This is a genomic window from Cyclobacteriaceae bacterium (assembly GCA_030584025.1).
GTDB lineage: Bacteria > Bacteroidota > Bacteroidia > Cytophagales > Cyclobacteriaceae > UBA2336.
This window is the reverse complement of the sequence record CP129487.1, coordinates 239,841-258,866: the sequence shown is the minus strand read 5'-3', so window position 1 is coordinate 258,866 and position 19,026 is coordinate 239,841. Positions and strand designations below refer to the sequence as shown.

Genomic DNA, 19,026 nt, shown 5'->3' with positions numbered 1-19,026 from the left:
TAAAAATTTAATGACAAAAATTCCTGAAAGTTGATCAAACTTTCAATGGATTGTGTTTTGTGGAAAGAGCGTGAGAGAACACATTTATGAACTTCGAGAAATTCACCATTAAATCGCAGGAAGCGTTACAGAAGTCGGCAGAGATTGCCATGGGTTTGCAGCAACAAGCCATTGAACCCGGGCACGTATTGAAAGCCATTTTTGAAACGGATGAAAACGTTACTGCCTACCTGATTAAAAAGTTAGCCATCAACACTGGGGTTTTTCAAACCCGACTGGAAGAGTTGTTGAATTCCTATCCGAAAGTATCCGGCCAACAACCGTATTTATCATCTGCAACCAACACGCTTTTACAACAAGCAGAAAAAGAACTTCGCGAATTCAAAGATCAATACATTGCCGTTGAACATTTGCTGTTGGCACTGCTTGCAGGAAAAGACAAGGCCGCGCAGGTAATGCGTGATGTGGGTTTTGAACGATCAACATTGTTAAAAGCCATTAAAGAATTGCGTGGTGGATCATCGGTAACGGATCAAAATGCCGAAGCGAAATACAAATCGCTGGAGCGTTACTCCAAAAACCTGAACGAGTTGGCTAAGAAGGGTAAAATCGATCCGGTAATTGGTCGCGATGAAGAGATCAGACGGGTATTACAAATCCTCTCACGCAGAACCAAAAACAACCCAATCCTTTTAGGTGAACCAGGTGTAGGTAAAACCGCTATTGTTGAGGGCATGGCGCAACGTATCGTAGATGGTGATGTGCCTGAAAATCTAAAAACTAAAATTATTGTTTCGCTGGATATGGGCTTGCTGGTAGCAGGTGCCAAATACAAGGGCGAGTTTGAAGAACGATTGAAAGCCGTTATCAAAGAAGTTACCGATTCGAACGGACAGATCATTTTGTTTATTGATGAAATTCACACGCTTATTGGTGCCGGAGGTGGTGGTGAAGGGGCGATGGATGCGGCCAACTTACTGAAGCCAGCATTGGCGCGGGGCGAATTGCATGCCATCGGTGCCACTACGTTAAAAGAATATCAAAAGTATATTGAGAAAGATAAAGCGCTGGAACGCAGGTTCCAGTCGGTAATGGTTGATGAGCCTTCGGTGGAGGATTCGATTTCCATCCTTCGCGGAATAAAAGACAAGTACGAACTGCATCACGGTGTGCGTATTAAAGACGATGCGGTAATTTCTGCAGTAGAACTTTCGAGTCGCTATATCAGTGACCGTTTCTTACCAGATAAGGCCATCGACCTGATGGATGAAGCTGCCTCCAAACTTCGGTTGTCGATGGACTCGTTGCCGGAAGAACTGGATGAGCTCAACCGAAGAATTATGCAATTGGAAATTGAGCGCGAGGCCATCCGTAGGGAAAAAGACAAAGAGAAGGAAACCACACTCAGCAAGGAAATTGCTGACCTGTCGGAAGAACGCAATACCCTGAAAGCAAAATGGGAAAGCGAGAAGGAAGTGGTGCAGGGAATCCAAAAAACCAAGGAGGCGATTGATAAACTAAAGTTTGAGGCCGAACAAGCTGAAAAAGCTGGCGATTATGGAAAAGTTGCTGAAATCCGCTACGGTAAAATAACGGAAGCAGAAAAACGTCTTAATGAATATCAGCAACAGATGAAAGAAATGCAGGGCGAAAAATCCCTGTTGAAGGAAGAAGTGGATAGTGAAGACATTGCTGAAGTAGTGGCCCGCTGGACCGGCATACCGGTTTCGAAAATGTTGCAGAGTGAGCGCGAGAAATTATTGAGTCTGGAAAAGGAGTTAAGCAAGCGCGTTGCCGGACAGGAAGAAGCCATTCAGGCACTAAGCGATGCTGTACGGAGAAGTCGTGCGGGTTTGCAAGACCCCAAACGCCCGATTGGTTCGTTCATCTTTATGGGAACAACCGGTGTAGGAAAAACAGAGTTATCGAAAGCGTTGGCTGAATACCTGTTCAACGATGAGCATGCGATGGTGCGCATCGACATGAGTGAGTATCAGGAGCGCCACAGCGTGAGCCGATTAATTGGTGCGCCTCCGGGCTATGTGGGTTACGATGAAGGCGGGCAGCTTACCGAGGCCATTCGCAGAAAACCATATTCAGTAATTCTGTTGGATGAAATTGAAAAAGCGCATCCGGATGTGTTCAACATTTTGTTGCAAGTATTGGATGATGGAAGGTTAACGGATAATAAAGGTCGTGTAGCCAACTTTAAGAATACCATCATCATCATGACCACCAACATTGGTTCGCACATCATCCAGGAAAACTTCGAAAAAATAACGGACGAAAACTATTTCGAAGTAATCGAGGGTACGAAAGAAGAAGTGCTGACGTTATTAAGGAAATCCGTTCGGCCGGAATTTGTGAACCGCATTGATGAGATCATCATGTTCCGTCCGTTGAGCCGAAAAGACATCCGCAAGATTGTAGATATCCAGGTTGACCTGGTACGCAAGCGGCTGGAGGAAGCCGGAATTAAAATAGAAATTTCGGATGCAGCGCGTGACCGGCTGGCGAAAATCGGGTACGACCCGCAGTTTGGCGCCCGGCCGTTGAAACGCGTTATGCAGCGCGAGGTGCTGAATGAGCTCTCGAAACAGATATTGGCCGGAAAAGTTCACAAGGACTCGGTTATTTTCATCGATATCAAAAACGAAAATGAATTCGTTTTCGAGAACCTTGAGGCGGCCACCATTGTTAATGAATTGAGTTAAGGATTGACATTCTCCGTAGCCGGCCTGTCCGGCATTCCCCTCGCGGAGAAATTCTGCGAAAGCAAGGATTGAGGGTTTGGTTAGAGGGGTTTGGTTGAATACCCCGCTTGGGAAACTGAGCGGGGTTTCTTTTTATAGCTGATCAAAGTTTTGGCATCTTTGAGAGATATTTAAACCATGCGCTCCTACATAAAAGTCTTTTTCATCGGGTCGTTTTTTTTCATAAACACCCTTACCGCCTTTGGACAGGCCGAAATTTCTCCTTCACCTTATTTTACCTACGGCAGCGGACTGGGTATGATTTCTCCCGACAGCCTGTTTATGCTGAATATCCGCTTCCGGATGCAAAACCGGGCGGCCTTTACCACGGTTGACGAAAATGACTTTTCCATTGACCAGGTTGAGGCGCGTGTAAGGCGATTGAGACTTCGTTTTGAGGGGTTTATTTATACACCCAAATTATACTACCTGATTCAGCTTGCCTTTTCCCGGGCAGATATGGATTACGATGATACCGGGTTCCCGAATGTAATTCGTGATGCTATGGTGATCTATCGATTCAACGAACACTTTGCCATTGGCCTTGGCCAGACCAAACTTCCTGGAAATCGTCAGCGGGTAAACTCATCGGGCGATCTTCAATTACCCGATCGGTCCATAGTGAATTCAACGTTTAACATCGATCGTGATTTTGGCGCACAGGTTTACTATAACAACAACATTCAGGGTTTTCACTATGTAGTCCGTGGCGCTATCTCTTCGGGTGATGGACGAAACATTACCGCATCTGATCGCGGCCTTGCCTATACAGGCCGATTGGAATTGCTGCCGCTAGGTCGCTTTACCAATGGTGGCGATTATTTTGAAGGCGACCTGGTACGTGAACCCAAGCCAAAAATTTCGGTGGGGCTAACACTCACATCCAACCAGGATGCCATTCGTACAGGCGGCCAACTCGGAACATTTTTGTACGAACCACGCGACATCGAAACACGCATGATCGATTTTCTTTACAAACATAACGGTTGGTCGTTGTCCACTGAATTTTTGAAACGCACTTCTCCAAATCCGCTAACGCAAAACACGGATGGTGACATCCGTTACGTTTATGCGGGTCATGGCGAGAATTACCAGGCCAGTTATCTGTTCAAGAAAAACTATGAATTAACCGGAAGGTTTTCGCGGGTTCGTCCGGATGTACCCATTCAATTATTTGAGGAAGAAGTGAAGCAATACACCTTAGGTGCTACCAAATATATTCGTGGGCACCGGTTAAAATTGCAGGCCGATGTTACCTATGAACAAAACCATTGGCTTCAGGATACGAATACTGATTTAAACCGCTGGCAGCTTCGCTTGCAGATTGAAGCGGGTATCTGAAACTGTTAACCGATTTTTTCTACGCCCAACCCGGGTTTATCGGAGCAATACATGATTCCGTCCTTCAGGATAAAGCCGCCTTTCACAACATCGTTGCCTAGGTCAAGACTTCCATCCAGGTCGATGTATTTTGTATTGGAGCAGGCAAATGCTGCGTGTAAAGCAGCTGTAATGCTTACAATGCTTTCATCGTTACAACCCCAGAATAAATCAATGCCCTCATGAAGAGCGATGTCGGCAATTTTTAAGCCTTGCGAAACACCGCCACATTTCATCAACTTAATATTAAATATACCGCAGGCCCGTGGAGGCTTAACCAACTCAAGAGCATGCACAGGTGAAATCAACGATTCATCGGCAGCAATTACTTCACGAACTTCATCGGGCAGCGCTTTCATTTCCGAAATCGCTTTAGCTGGGAGTGGCTGTTCAATCAACTCAATTTTTAAATGCTTAGTCTGTTGATAAAAGGCAATGGTTTGCGCTGAATCATACCCCTGGTTGGCATCAATGCGAATGGCATAATCATACCCGAATTGCTCACGCATTTTAACCATGCGTTCAATATCTTCTTCCAGGTCTTTACCCAACTTTACTTTAATGGCCTTAAATCCTTGTTTCAAATAATCATCAGTCTCTTTAAGTGTTTCCATTACGTTCTTAATGCCGATTGTGTTTGATGTTGGCATTGACTGAATTTTCTGCCCAAGGTATTTTACCAACGGAATGCCCAGAAATTTGGTAAACGCATCGTGTAAGGCAATATCCAATGCGGCTCGTGCAGCCGGGTTTTTTGGAAACTTCTGCCAAACCTCAAACGCGAGTTGCTTCATTTCCCGAATATCACGACCAACCAAAAACTCAAGATTTCTTTCCTGAAGCGCATCCAAGGTTTGAGTCAGGTTCTCTCCCACTACATATTCGCTTGGATTGCCCGAGCCAATACCGGTAGTGCCATCTGCCAATGTAATTTCCACAAAGGCATTGCGCACTTCATCCACAGTTTTAAAAGCAATGGTATATGGCTTTGTGTTGCCCAGGTCTGCACTCCAGATTTTTATATCCTTGATTTTCATGATTGCGATTTGAGTTTGTAGTTCGGATTAACCTTTACGCTGCTTCAACAGATTTGCGAAAACCGTTACCAGCTTGTCAACACCATCTTCAAGCGGAAGTACCACCGGAATGTTCAGTTCTGCTTCCGTTTGTTTCGCCCACTCGCGTGCTTCTTCGGTTTTCATTTTCATGGTGTTTACGGTAATACCAACCGTGTTGGCTCCGTAAATTTTTATCAGATCAATTTCATCTTTCACAGCAGGAATGTATGCCGGATAGTATTCCATGTCTTTGTATTGCTTACGTGCTGGATTGTGTTGCAGAATAACCACATCTGCATCAGCCGATACAATCCATTCGGCACCAGCTGGTCCGCTTGGGTTGCGCAAAGAAGACTGACCTTCAATAAACATAATATCGGGTTTTACATCCTGATAGCATTGCCAGATGGCATGCTCCATCTCGCCTGAGATAAAATCATTCAGCGTTGAATCGAAAATGAAACCATACTTCGCACCTTGCATCCATCCGGTTTGACCGGTGTAAATCATTTCCGCTTTATAACCCGCTTTGGTCATCGCTTCGGTAAGAATACGCGAAGTGGTTCGCTTGCCTAAAGCACAGTCGGTGCCGAGTACTGCCACCTTGAGTGATTTCACTTCCTTGATCTTCCCGTTCCAGAAATGGAGATCTTTGAATTTTTTCGGCTTACGAACATCTATAATTTCAAGGCCCTTTGCTTTCGCCAATGCAGCCAGCTCTTCATGATCAGACACATAATCATGCAGACCGTTGACTATACTCAGGTTGTTTTCAAGGGCTTCTTTCAGCATCGCCATGAGCGACTCCGGTATTACCCCTCCTTTTGTAGCCACACCAATAACACAGTATTGTGCCTTCTCAGGAGATTTTTTTACAAATTCAGAAATCGACTCATAAATAGGCATGTTCCGGTTTTTGCCATCCAGCACCTCACCGGCATCCTTTCCAGTCAATTTATGATCGATAAAGCCAAGAAGATTGAAACGCTCCGTTCCACGAATAAGGCCGTGTGCGGTTTTTGCGTTGCTGCTATCCAGATAGCCGCCTGTAATAACAATTGCGTTGGTTTTCATAGGGTTTGGAAAAAGGCGAAAATCAGGGATAAATAAGAGTTTTCAAAGGGCAGCGCGGGCTATTTTCACTAATTTTGCAGAAAGGAAAGGAGGCCTTATGAAAGGACTAATTACGGTGTTGGTGTTGCTTGTTTCGCTTTGCGGATACACCCAACAAATTACCGGAACATGGCAGGTAAGCCAACAGGCTAACTGCATGAGTGGCGAACTGGGCGAAGTCTCTGAAACCGAGGAAGAGCTTCTTGGAGAGATGGCTTCACGCTCAGGCAATACCCCAAAAACCTTCACCTTCAATAGCGATGGTACCGGAACGGAGAACTGGCGCACATACGGCAAGCGAAAACCTTCCGCTAAAGAAAAATTCCTCTATCGTTATTCAGAGGGTATGCTGTACCTGCTCGACAAAAAATCGCGGTTGATTACGGGAACCTATATCATTGAAGAAATAACCGCTTCTTCATTGGTCATTATCAACAAAGATCGCACGTGTGAGCGCGTGGAGTTTGTGCGAATTCAATAACATGACCGTCAGCACCGAAAAAAGAGATATCCGCAAGCTTACACTTGACGAGCTGAAAACCTTCTTTATTGAGAAAGGAGAAAAAGCCTTTCGGGCGCAGCAGGTGTACGAATGGCTATGGAAAAAATCTGCCAAGGATTTTAACCAGATGACCAACCTATCGGTGCAAACCCGCGACATGCTCAATGAGCATTTCACCATCAACCACATCCGGGTGGATAACATGCAACGCAGCGAAGACGGCACCATAAAAAATGCAGTAAAGCTGTATGATGGTTTGGTGGTTGAGTCGGTTTTAATTCCCACCAAAGACCGGATAACCGCATGTGTGTCATCACAAGTGGGGTGCAGCCTCGATTGTAAATTTTGTGCCACTGCCAGACTGAAACGCATGCGTAATCTTTCACCTGATGAAATTTATGATCAGGTGGTGGCCATTAAACAACAAGCCGAATTATTTTTCAATCGCCCGCTCACCAATATTGTGTTTATGGGCATGGGTGAGCCGTTACTGAATTACGCGAACGTGATCGAAGCCATCAATAAAATCACGTCACCTGAAGGACTGAACATGGCTTCTAAACGCATTACCCTCTCAACGGTAGGCATTGCCAAGATGATCAAAAAAATGGCTGATGATGGTGTGAAGTTTAACCTGGCCGTTTCGCTTCATGATGCCATAAATGAAACACGCTCGGCTATTATGCCCATTAACGAAACCAACCCGCTGGAAGAATTGGCAGAGGCTTTGAAGTATTGGTATAAAAAAACAAAACGAAAAGTTACCTACGAGTACGTAGTGTGGAGAGGGATCAATGATACCATTGAGCATGTTCAGGCCTTGGTAAAATTCTGTAAGCACATTCCCTGTAAAGTAAACCTGATCGAATACAACCCGATTGATGACGGTGAGTTTCAGCAGGCCTCACCCGAAGCCATCCAGCTATACCAGACAACGTTGGAAAGAAATGGTATCATCGCACGCATTCGAAAAAGCAGAGGTAAAGATATTGATGCCGCGTGTGGGCAGTTAGCGAATAAATCCTAATAGCTATTGCTTCTTACTCGCATTAAAAAGCTTCTCTTTCTCCTCCTTGGTCAGGCTCTCGTAACCGTGATCTGAAATCTTATCCAGAATGGCATCAATTTCTTCCTGAGAAGTTTTAGCAGCCTTTTTAGCGCTGCTTTTTTTTGGTTCTTCGCTTCGGTAGGTAACTTTTACTTTTGGTTTCTCCTTAAAGAGATCTTTAAACCAATCCAACGTTACGGTTATCCAACCACCCCAGTTTACACCGGCCTGTAGTTGCTTGATGTAAATGAAACCCATCAATGCTCCGCCCAAGTGGGCAATGTTACCACCTAGGTTTACACCCTGACGAACATAGAGCAATGAAAGTACCACATAGAACATGGCGATATATTTGATCTTAACCGGACCAAAGAACAAGAGAAAGAACGTGTAGTTCGGAAGTAAAACTGCCGTGCCGACTACAATAGCATAAATCGCACCTGATGCACCAACCATCCCGGCATTACCAAAAAATTCAGGATTTAGATTATAAATCAGCAAATACGCAATGCCACCAGTAAGCCCGCCTAGTATATACAACGCAATCAGTTTATCACTTCCCAGGTATTCAACAAACACACGCCCGAACCAATACAACACCAACATGTTAAACAGAATGTGAAAAATATCCCACATGCTGTGTGCAAACATGTAGGTAATGAGCGTCCATGGCCGAGTAATAAATTCAGAAAGACCGGAAGGGATGGTGAACTGTTTATAGATAAATTCAAAAACAAACTCAGTACCGGGAATTCCACTAATTAAAAACAGCACCACCAGGAACAGGTAGATCACCACGTTCACAATGATCAACTGAACGTGAGCGTTGTTGTACCGGTTAAAAGCGCTTTTGAAATCGTCAAACATACTTGCTTACTTAATAGTATGAGCCCCCTCGTCCGCCCCAGAATTTGATAAAAAGAAATGCTACCACTATTCCACCTAAGTGTGCAAAATGCGCCACACTTCCGCTTCTGTCCATGATAAACGTCAACCCAAACAAAAAGAATACAAGGTACTTGGCCTTTATCGGAATCGGGGGGATCAGCAATTGAACTTCCATATTCGGAAACAGCATACCAAAGCCCATCAAAACTCCATAAATCGCACCAGAAGCACCCAGCATCCCACTACCTCCTCCTGTGTAGAGATCAATCAACACACTAAAAATTGCAGCCCCTACCCCAGTAACAATATAGAAAAGTAAAAACCGCTTTGACCCCCAAAAGGTTTCGAGTATTGGGCCGGTAAATGCCAACATTAGCATATTAAAAAAGATATGCATGAAGCCCCCATGAATAAACATATAAGTAAAGAGCTGATATGGCTTAAAGTATTCACTGTTTACAGTATGTAGTAATAAATAAGATGTTAATACGTCTTTTGTTAATACTTGTCCGAGAAAGACAATCGCATTAATCATCAGCAAATTTCGAACAACAGGGGTAAGATTAAACATGAATTATCAACGGTTACTTTTGTCTAAAGTACATTCCAATTTTAGCCAAATCAAAAATAAAATACGTGGTTTCTCCATCTGGCGAATACCCGGGCGCTTTGCAGGCCATCAGGTTAGTAACAAGGGCCTGCATGGCTTCAGGTGTAAGCTTTTCACCTGCTTTAATGGATGCCCGCTTTGCTAACGACCGGGCCAGGTTTTCCTTTACCGGCAACGCCAATTCGGCCTGATTTAGCTTAAACTGGTCCATTAACCCCTCAAATAATTTCTTCGTTTGATTGTCATCAATACCAGCGGGTATACCCTGAACCACAACGGTATTTTTTCCGAAAGGTTCAAACCGAAAACCCAGTGCTGTAATTTCCCTTTCCATCTCCATTAACATGGCAAAATCCCCGGCAGTAAAGGATATGGTTTGTGGAAACAGGCTCTGTTGGCTCTCGCCTGCATTCCGATTTAATCGATCCATGAATTTTTCAAACAACACACGTTCATGCGCAGCTTGCTGGTGAATAATCATCAAGCCGGCTTTTACCTGGCGTACAATGTATTGGTTGTGCAACTGAAATAATTGTTCACTTGCTGATGAAGTAAGTTCGTGCTGCTCTTTTGATTCCAAAAATTCCAATTCCTTCGCTGAAAGCTGCTGACTTACCTCTTTACCTCCGCCTACCTCACCATCAAACAATTTTTCCCACTCCTGCTGACTTGATCGCTTGAATGATGTTTGGAAGCGCTCTTCAAAATACACTTCACGTGCAGCTTCTTTAGATGTACCCGATAGTTTGGTAATGATGTTTACATCTTCTGCAAAATCCAATGCGGGTGCCAGGTTGTGCGAGCCCAATGCCTGCCGTACGGCTGAACGCACCACTGCATAAACTGCGCGTTCATCATCAAACTTAATTTCTGTTTTTGTGGGATGAACGTTTACATCAATGTGCTTCGGATCGATTTCAATGAACAACACATAAAACGGAAATGAATTTTCAGGCATCAACCCTTCAAATGCATTCATCACCGCGTGGTTCAGGTAATTGCTACGAATAAACCGGTTGTTCACAAACAGAAATTGTTCACCACGTGTTTTCCGGGCAAATTCAGGCCGGCCAATGTATCCGCTCACTTTAACGTAATCCGTTTCTTCCGTGCAGGACGCCAATTGTTCCTGGTATGATTTTCCAAAAAGATTAACAATGCGGTGACTGAGCTTACCCGGTGGCAAATCAAATACTACCTCATCACCTTGAATAAAAGAAAATGAAATAGCTGCATGTGCTAATGCCAGACGCTGAAACTCATCAATGATATGCTTAAGCTCAACTGGATTTGATTTTAAAAAATTTCTGCGGGCCGGAATATTATAAAAAAGATTCTTCACGCTGATGCTCGTGCCCTTGTCACATGCAACAGGCTCTTGCCTTTTCACTTCCGATCCCTCCACTACCAGCAACGTTCCCAACTCTCTGTCGGCCAACCGCGTTTTCATTTCCAGTTGTGAAACAGCGGCAATGGAGGCCAGGGCTTCACCACGAAAACCCATGGTACGGAGTTTAAACAAATCTTCCGCTGAGCGAATTTTCGATGTGGCATGTCTCTCCAAACTCATGCGGGCATCGGTTTCCGACATGCCCATGCCGTTATCAATTACCTGGATTAAACTTTTGCCTGCATCTTTTACAATCAGTCGAATATTCGTAGCGCCCGAATCAATTGAGTTTTCCATCAACTCTTTCACGGCCGAAGCAGGACGCTGCACCACTTCACCGGCAGCAATCTGATTGGCTATAGAATCGGGCAAGAGTTGAATGATATCGGGCATCTTTGGAATTTATTTGCGTACAAATCGTATCCAAAGATAAACCGGAATGATCAGCGCCAGAAAATAAATGGAAACGTTACCGTAATGCAGGTAAGCAATAACAAACAACACCAATATCATGATAATCACCAGGCGCAGAATATTCGCTGACGGATCAAAGTTTTTAGTCTGCTTACCTCTCGCTGTGCGGAATGACCCGGATATCCGTGCACGGTATGCCCTTAATTTTTCCTCATCCTCATCAGCTCCATTTACCTCCTTTTGAATACGCTCTTCACGAGCTCTTCGTTCTTCTTCCTGCGGATCGTAATGCCGGGGAGTAAAATTAAACCGCTTATGTCTCGGTGTTTTTGTAAACAGGGTAGGAAACTTCATGGTAGATAAATTTGGTTGCCTTCCTTATAATGCAACTTTTTATGCTGCGTCACCATTGTTACCTTAGGCACTGAAATAATGTATAAAAGGCTCACAAAAATGCCTCTATTCAACTGGAATTACAAAAAAGCAAACGGTCTCACAGGTAAAAAAGTTTGCGCAGTCATATTTCTTCTGTTTACCGCCTATTTTGAACTTTTTGGGCAAAATGACAGAGAAAAATGGATCGACAGTGTTTATAACCAGCTCACCCCTGAGGCAAGGATTGGTCAACTGATTATACTGCCTGTGGATGGTGCCTCTGAAAGTTCTGTTGAGCGCGCCCGAGACCTTATTCACGAATACAACATCGGAGGAATTGTATTTACAGGAGGCGGACCGAAGCGGATTAGTTCTTTGGTTAGCCAGCTAAAGCACACAGCCCTATTACCCGTTTTGGTAGGACTTAATGCAGAAGAAGGTCTGGGCTCTACACTGGACAGTACCATGACATTTCCAAACTCATTGATGATGGGTGCCATTCAGCAGGATAGCCTGGTGTATCACATGGGATATGAAATTGGTAAGCAGTTAAAATCATTAGGCATACACATCACTTTCGCACCTACGGTGGATTTGAGCACTGCCTTTCAATCTGAAAATTTAACAAACCACACTTTTGGTGATAACCCACAGCGTGTGGCTGCACTGGCCACGCTTTATATGAAAGGATTTCAGCATGCCGGAATAATTCCGGTGGCCAAGCATTACCCGCATTATGACCTGCGGGTGAACGGATACGCAAAAGGAAAACCGGTGATGATGGTTGCCTCAGATGACGATCAAGCCTTGCTTCCGCTGAATGAAATTATAAAACAAGACTGCCCTGCTATTCTATCGTCATACCAGCACGATCCCATTTTTCCGGATAAGCGCAGTATCCTGAAAAAGAAAACTAAGATAATTTCCGAAGCGCTGCCAACACTGTACACAGCTGATTATTTAAAGCAGAGCTTAAAATTCAAGGGATTAGTTTTCAGTTATGTCCCTGATATAAAATCACTTCTTCGTAAAAATCAACCCGGTGATTCGGAGATGTACGCCTTTATGGCGGGTAATGATGTGTTGCTGTTTCCCGAAAATGTACCTGCTACGGTGCGTAAACTGCGCAAACAACTCAAACGCAATTCATCGTTACAGGCACAGTTTACGGTAAGCGTAAAAAAAGTTTTGGGCTTAAAATATGATGCAGGACTCTATCATGCCAACACTACCCCTGCAGATCATTCGGATCAGCTTCATCCCATTGAAGCCCGGGTACTCAAACACACCTTGTATGAAAATGCGGTAACGATTGTCAAGAATGACCAATCACTACTTCCCATAAAAACATTGGAAAACAAAACCTTCGCGTCATTATCCATCGGGCAACCTACAGAAAATGAATTCAGTGAGTTTCTTTCAAAGTATACAACTGTTGATCACTATGCACTTCCCTACCCGGGGAAAAATGCAGGCGAACTAATCAATCAACTAAAAAATTACGATGTGATTCTTGCGGGAGTTTTTCTTACAGCGGGAGGACTGGAGGAAACCTATCCTGCTCTACTTGATTCACTGGCATCGTATACCCAGGTAGTGGTAACTAATTTTGGACCACCCAACAAACTCAGCTTAGTTGATAAGGCTCCTCATTTGATCCAGGCATATGTGGATGACCCCTTAATGCGACAGGTTGTACCCCAAATAATTTTTGGCGGGTTACCGACAGTCGGGAAATTACCACTGAAAGTAACAGAGGCATTACCCGAAGCCACAGGCATACATGCGCCTTCATTAGGCCGATTGTCATATGCCTTACCAGAAGCAGCGGGCTTGAACAGTCAATCGCTCGAAAAAATTTCGGCTATTGCGCGCGAAGCGATTGATGGACAATCAACTCCAGGATGCCAGGTGTTGGTAATCAAAAACGGAAAGGTTGTATACGATCGCGCATTTGGTTGGCATACTTACGAGAATCAGGTTCCGGTTACTTCAGAAACCATTTACGACCTAGCCTCGCTAACCAAAGTGATGGCCACATTACAGACGATTATGTTTCTGTATGATCGGGGACTCATTGACATTCACAAAAAAGCTTCGGTTTATCTGCCGGAGTTGGCTGCAACCAATAAACGCGACATTACACTTAAGGATATCCTTACACATCAATCCGGATTGGTGCCTTTCATCCCCTTATGGGAGCAAACCTTAGTTGATAAAAAGTTTTCTCCACAATTCTATAACGATACAGAGTCTGAAAATTTTCCATTCCTGGTCTCTCCGGGATTATATGGCTCACAGGCACTCAAAGATTCCTTATGGAAATGGACATTCGATTCAAAGCTATTGGAGAAACCGGCCCGAACACCGCATACCTTGCGGTACAGCGATATCGGGTTTTGGATTTTGCATCGTCTTGCTGAACACATGTTGAATCAGCCGATGGAAGATTTTCTGAACCAAAACTTATATGAACCACTGGGCGCTTCAACAACCGGCTACCTGCCCTTGAAAAGATTTGGCGCGTCACAAATTGCACCCACAGAAATCGATACCCTTTTCAGAAAATCATTGTTGGTGGGAACCGTACATGATGAACGGGCCGCCATGCTGGGCGGTGTTGCAGGCCATGCCGGACTTTTTAGTAAGGCGCTTGATATCGGAAAACTGGGGCAAATGCTTTTACAAAAAGGCGCTTACGGAGGCTATCAGTACCTGAAACCTGAAACCATTGAGCTATTTACCACCAAACAGTTCGACAATAGCCGCAGGGGACTAGGTTGGGATAAACCCGTACAAAGCGATTGGGCTACACCCACCTCCTTATTTTCATCACCCAAAACCTTTGGCCACACCGGCTTTACCGGCACCTGCATCTGGATAGACCCGGAATTTGACCTGGTTTATGTATTTTTATCAAACCGGGTACATCCCGTGCGGAACGGTAAACTTATTTCCACCAATATCCGTTCTCGCATACAAGACATTATTTATCAATCGATATTCGATTATTGCCAATACCAAACCGAATTTTTGTGGAGCAGATCAAAATAGGCATCGTATGTTACCCCACTTTTGGTGGTAGCGGTGTAGTAGCTACTGAGTTAGGAAAAGCCCTTGCTCAGGAAGGCCACCAGGTTCATTTTATCACGTATTCACAACCGAGCCGGTTAGACTTCTTAAACGAAAATATTTTCTACCATGAGGTGGAGTTCAGGTCATACCCCCTGTTTGAATATCCACCCTATGAATTGGCACTTGCCAGCAAAATGGTGAGCGTGGCCATGAATGAACGTTTGGACCTACTCCACGTGCATTATGCCATACCACATGCTTCTGCGGCTTACATGGCCAAACAAATTTTAAAAACGCAAGGCATCGTTATTCCGGTAGTCACTACCCTACATGGTACAGATATTACGCTGGTGGGAAAAGACGCTTCGTATGAGCCCGTTGTAACATTCAGCATCAATCAGTCCGATGGGGTTACAGCCGTTTCGGAAGACTTGAAGCGTGAAACCTATGAGTACTTTAAGATTACCAACGAGATTCAGGTAATCCCCAACTTTATTGACCTGGAGAAATTTAAAAAGCAAAAGAAAGATCACTTCAAAAAAGCCATTTGCCCGGAAGGTGAAATGTTAATTGTACACACATCAAACTTCCGAAAAGTAAAGCGCATTCAGGATGTGATTCAGGTGTTCTATAATATTCAAAAGGAAATTCCTGCCAAATTATTACTCATTGGCGATGGGCCCGAGCGTGTTCATGCCGAACAGCAATGCCGTGATCTGAACATCTGTCATAACACACGCTTTTTGGGAAAACTGGAGGCTGTTGAAGAAGTCCTTTCTGTAGCCGATCTGTTTCTGATGCCTTCCGAAAAAGAAAGCTTTGGATTGGCGGCCCTGGAAGCCATGGCCTGCGAAGTTCCAGTAATTTCGTCCAATACAGGAGGTATTCCTGAACTCAATATCCAGGGAGTAACCGGATTTATGAGCAACGTGGGCGATGTGGAAGATATGACCCGCAACGCGCTGTTCGTTCTTGACAAAAACAACCTGCCCAAATTCAAGGCTAACGCCCTTAATCGGGCTAAAGAATTCGACATTAGTCGCATTTTACCCCAGTACGAATCCTATTATACCAAAGTAATCGAAAAAACGAGAGTTAAAGCGCTGGGATAGTGCATAGAGTGGTAAGCAATTATTATTTTTGTTTTGGTAAAAAATCCTTCTTTAAGTTATGGCAGAGGTAATTCCTAAAAACAAGGGTACAAAACAGTTATTCAAAAACCCGATCTTGGAAAGATTGACCCGGACGCACATTGCCGTTCCGATTACCATCTTTTTCGTATACGCTGGCGCGCTACTTTATTGGAGCGTTATCAACACGTCACTAAGTCCGCTGTTAACAGTTACACTTTTCTTTGCCGGATGGTTGGTTTTTACATGGGTTGAGTATAATGTGCACCGCTATTTGTTTCACATGGCTACTTACACCAAGGCTCGTGAAAAGTTTCAATACACCATGCACGGTGTACATCATGAATTTCCGAAAGACAAAGACCGGCTGGCGATGCCTCCGCTTTTAAGCGTAACCGTATCCACCATTCTATTGCTCCTGCTCAGGTTAGTAATGGGCGATTTCGTTTTTGCTTTCTTGCCCGGTTTCCTGGTGGGGTACGCGTGTTACCTTGGTGTACACTACATGGTGCATGCTTACCAGCCTCCTAAAAATTTCCTGAAAGCACTTTGGGTAAACCACGGCATCCATCATTATAAAGATGGTGAAATTATTTTTGGTGTTTCGTCTCCGTTATGGGATTACATCTATGGCACCATGCGCGATAAAACAAAGTCAGTTGCTTAATAAGCTGAGCACGAATTGAAATAAAAAACCCCGCCATTAAGACGGGGTTTTATTTTATATACTGTGTTCCTGATCACATCTTCTTGCCAGGGAAGTAAGCTACTTCGCCCAATTCCTCTTCAATGCGAATCAACTGATTGTATTTTGCCATGCGGTCAGAACGCGAGGCCGAGCCAGTCTTAATCTGACCCGTATTCAAAGCAACCGCCAAATCTGCAATGGTGCTATCTTCTGTTTCACCTGAACGGTGCGACATCACACTCTTATACGCATTGCGTTTAGCCAGGTTAACCGCATCAATCGTTTCAGTAAGCGAACCAATCTGATTTACTTTAATCAGGATGGCGTTTCCTACTCCTTCATCTATCCCTTTTTGCAAACGCTTCACATTGGTTACAAACAAATCATCACCAACAAGCTGAACCTTGTCTCCGATTTTCTCGGTCAATGCTTTCCAACCTGCCCAGTCATCCTCAGCCATACCATCCTCCAGGGAAATGATTGGATATTTCTTAGCCCAGTTGGTCCAATACTCGGCCATTTCCAAAGGCTTCAGTTTTTTACCAGATGATTTTTTGAAGTGATAAACTTTTGCCTTGCTATCGTAAAATTCAGAAGCTGCCGGATCAAGGGCGATGAAAATGTCAGAACCCGGTTTGTAGCCTGCTTTTTCAATCGCCTTTAATACCACTTCAATCGCCTCTTCGTTTGATTTAATGTTAGGAGCAAATCCACCTTCATCACCAACGTTTGTAGAGAGTCCTTTATCGTGCAATACCTTCTTCAGGGTATGAAATACTTCCGCACCCATCTGTAACGCTTCAGAAAATGTATCAGCACCAACGGGCATCACCATAAATTCCTGAAAATCGATGGCATTATCAGCGTGACTACCTCCATTTAAAATATTCATCATCGGAACAGGCAACGTATTGGCATTTACCCCACCGATGTAACGATACAAAGGAAGACCTGCTTCCATGGCAGCTGCTTTGGCAATAGCGAGTGACACGCCTAAAATTGCGTTCGCTCCCATTTTGCCTTTGTTGGCTGTACCATCCAGTTCGAGCATAATTTTATCCAACAGGTTTTGCTCGAATACGGAAAAGCCAACTACTTCAGCTGCAATTTTGTTATTGACGTTATCAACTGCTTTCAATACGCCCTTGCCGAGGTATTTCTTTTTGTCGCCATCACGCAGTTCAACAGCTTCATGGGTTCCGGTTGAGGCTCCGGATGGAACTGCAGCACGGCCATACGCGCCACTGCTGGTCACCACATCAACTTCAACAGTAGGGTTACCACGGCTATCCAAAATCTGGCGGGCGTGAATACTTTCAATCAATGACATAGGTAAATGGATTTATGATTAGGTTCTGATTACTTACTAACTGTACTCAATTGCTCTTCACGGATCATCGCAACAAACTCATCAAACAGGTAGCGCGAGTCGTGAGGGCCAGGTGAAGCCTCAGGGTGATATTGCACGGAAAATGCCTTTTTATCTTTTACCCGTATGCCCATAATGGTATTATCATTCAAATGCACGTGAGTCACCTCCACATTGGCATTCCCTTCAATGTCTTTCTCACCTACAGCAAAGCCGTGGTTTTGCGAAGTCATTTCACCCAAGCCGGTAATCAGGTTCTTCACAGGATGATTTAACCCACGATGACCGTGGTGCATTTTGTATGTAGAGATGCCATTTGCCAGAGCGAGCAATTGATGCCCGAGGCAAATACCAAAGGTGGGTTTACCCGTCTCTAAAATTTGCTTCACCGTTTTAACAGCGTATTCCATCACAGCCGGATCACCAGGGCCATTCGAGAGGAAGTAACCGTTCGGTTCCCATGCTTCCAACACATCAAACGAAGTTTTGGCTGGAAATACCTTAATGAAACAACCGCGGTCAGCCAGGTTGGTGAGAATGCTTTTCTTTATTCCAAAATCCAATGCCGCAACACGGAAGGGCGCATCTTCATTTCCAACTGTATATTCCTTTTTGGTAGTGACTACCGAAGAAAGTTCAAGGCCGTTCATAGACGGAACATTCTTAATCTCCTTCTTCATTTCATCCGGAGTAAGCTCGGATGAAATGAGCGCATTCATGGCACCTTTACTACGGATGTACCGCACCAGCATGCGGGTATCAACCTGCGCGATGCCTGTGATACCGTGCTTCTCCAAATAGTCTTGCAGACTTTGGTTAGATGTTTTACGGCTGAATTCAGATGAAAACTCGTTTACCACCAATCCGCTTATTTTCGGGGTTTCGGATTCCTGCTCCGTGTCCACGGTTCCATAGTTTCCGATGTGCGCGGTAGTGTTAACGATAATCTGGCCGAAATACGATGGATCGGTATAGATCTCCTGGTACCCAGTCATACCCGTGTTAAAACAGATTTCGCCACCGGTAGTGCCCGGTTTACCGATCAAGATGCCCTCCAGCAGAAGGCCGTCTTCCAATAATAAGTAGGCTTTTTTGCTCACGTGATTTAGTGGTTTTACAAAAATAACTTCAAAGCGTAAATCCGAGGGCTAAACGCTTAACTTTTTCGCATCAAACGTTTTAAATGCTCCAGATCAACTTTTTACACAATAAAAAAGGGATTGAATTAGCTTC

Annotated in this window: 15 protein-coding genes; 7 read left to right on the top strand and 8 right to left on the bottom strand. The window is 44.3% G+C overall.

Going from position 1 to position 19,026, the window contains the following annotated elements; all coding sequences use genetic code 11:
- Positions 1–86: 86 nt before the first annotated feature.
- Both clpB and QY309_01235 read left to right on the top strand, forming a co-directional pair.
- Positions 87–2,714 (top strand): ATP-dependent chaperone ClpB, encoded by a 2,628-nt coding sequence (clpB, locus tag QY309_01240; GenBank protein ID WKZ60113.1) that lies wholly within the window; start codon positions 87–89, stop codon positions 2,712–2,714.
- Between the two features lie 177 nt (positions 2,715–2,891).
- Complete coding sequence (locus tag QY309_01235; protein WKZ60112.1) at positions 2,892–4,094, top strand: porin; 1,203 nt, start codon at positions 2,892–2,894, stop codon at positions 4,092–4,094.
- Between the two features lie 5 nt (positions 4,095–4,099).
- On the opposite strand, the gene QY309_01230 is transcribed toward QY309_01235, so the two are convergent.
- The gene (locus QY309_01230; GenBank protein ID WKZ60111.1) at positions 4,100–5,170 is read right to left on the bottom strand and encodes a dipeptide epimerase; all 1,071 of its coding nucleotides are present in this window, start codon (positions 5,168–5,170) and stop codon (positions 4,100–4,102) included.
- Between the two features lie 27 nt (positions 5,171–5,197).
- Complete coding sequence (locus QY309_01225) at positions 5,198–6,265, bottom strand: DUF1611 domain-containing protein (protein ID WKZ60110.1); 1,068 nt, start codon at positions 6,263–6,265, stop codon at positions 5,198–5,200.
- 97 nt (positions 6,266–6,362) lie between these two features.
- Between QY309_01225 and QY309_01220 the strand changes: the two genes are divergently transcribed.
- Both QY309_01220 and rlmN read left to right on the top strand, forming a co-directional pair.
- The gene (locus QY309_01220; protein WKZ60109.1) at positions 6,363–6,785 is read left to right on the top strand and encodes a lipocalin family protein; all 423 of its coding nucleotides are present in this window, start codon (positions 6,363–6,365) and stop codon (positions 6,783–6,785) included.
- A gap of 1 nt (position 6,786) precedes the next feature.
- Positions 6,787–7,833, top strand: a complete 1,047-nt coding sequence (gene rlmN / locus QY309_01215) for a 23S rRNA (adenine(2503)-C(2))-methyltransferase RlmN (GenBank protein ID WKZ60108.1) — start codon at positions 6,787–6,789, stop codon at positions 7,831–7,833.
- A gap of 3 nt (positions 7,834–7,836) precedes the next feature.
- Here rlmN and QY309_01210 read toward each other — a convergent pair whose 3' ends face one another.
- The 4 genes from QY309_01210 to QY309_01195 are packed head-to-tail and all read right to left on the bottom strand — an operon-like array spanning position 7,837 to position 11,510.
- A complete protein-coding gene (locus tag QY309_01210) occupies positions 7,837–8,721 on the bottom strand; it encodes a rhomboid family intramembrane serine protease (GenBank protein WKZ60107.1) in 885 nt (294 codons plus the stop codon).
- A gap of 10 nt (positions 8,722–8,731) precedes the next feature.
- A complete protein-coding gene (locus QY309_01205) occupies positions 8,732–9,313 on the bottom strand; it encodes a rhomboid family intramembrane serine protease (GenBank protein WKZ60106.1) in 582 nt (193 codons plus the stop codon).
- A gap of 13 nt (positions 9,314–9,326) precedes the next feature.
- Positions 9,327–11,135: a DNA mismatch repair endonuclease MutL gene (gene mutL / locus QY309_01200; GenBank protein WKZ60105.1), complete on the bottom strand. Its 1,809-nt coding sequence runs from the start codon at positions 11,133–11,135 to the stop codon at positions 9,327–9,329.
- 9 nt (positions 11,136–11,144) lie between these two features.
- Positions 11,145–11,510 carry a hypothetical protein gene (locus QY309_01195; protein ID WKZ60104.1) on the bottom strand — a complete coding sequence of 122 codons (366 nt, stop codon included), beginning with the start codon at positions 11,508–11,510 and terminating at the stop codon, positions 11,145–11,147.
- 78 nt (positions 11,511–11,588) lie between these two features.
- Between QY309_01195 and QY309_01190 the strand changes: the two genes are divergently transcribed.
- The 3 genes from QY309_01190 to QY309_01180 are packed head-to-tail and all read left to right on the top strand — an operon-like array spanning position 11,589 to position 16,403.
- On the top strand, positions 11,589–14,585 hold the full coding sequence (locus QY309_01190; GenBank protein WKZ60103.1) for a serine hydrolase: 2,997 nt from the start codon (positions 11,589–11,591) through the stop codon (positions 14,583–14,585).
- Complete coding sequence (gene bshA, locus QY309_01185; GenBank protein WKZ61670.1) at positions 14,576–15,718, top strand: N-acetyl-alpha-D-glucosaminyl L-malate synthase BshA; 1,143 nt, start codon at positions 14,576–14,578, stop codon at positions 15,716–15,718. Before QY309_01190 ends, bshA begins: the two co-directional genes overlap by 10 nt.
- 58 nt (positions 15,719–15,776) lie before the next feature.
- Entirely contained in the window at positions 15,777–16,403 is a 627-nt protein-coding gene (locus QY309_01180) for a sterol desaturase family protein (GenBank protein WKZ60102.1), read from the top strand.
- 73 nt (positions 16,404–16,476) lie between these two features.
- Here QY309_01180 and eno read toward each other — a convergent pair whose 3' ends face one another.
- Positions 16,477–17,754 carry a phosphopyruvate hydratase gene (gene eno, locus QY309_01175; GenBank protein WKZ60101.1) on the bottom strand — a complete coding sequence of 426 codons (1,278 nt, stop codon included), beginning with the start codon at positions 17,752–17,754 and terminating at the stop codon, positions 16,477–16,479.
- A gap of 29 nt (positions 17,755–17,783) precedes the next feature.
- A complete protein-coding gene (gene carA / locus QY309_01170; GenBank protein WKZ60100.1) occupies positions 17,784–18,893 on the bottom strand; it encodes a glutamine-hydrolyzing carbamoyl-phosphate synthase small subunit in 1,110 nt (369 codons plus the stop codon).
- Positions 18,894–19,026 lie beyond the last annotated feature (133 nt).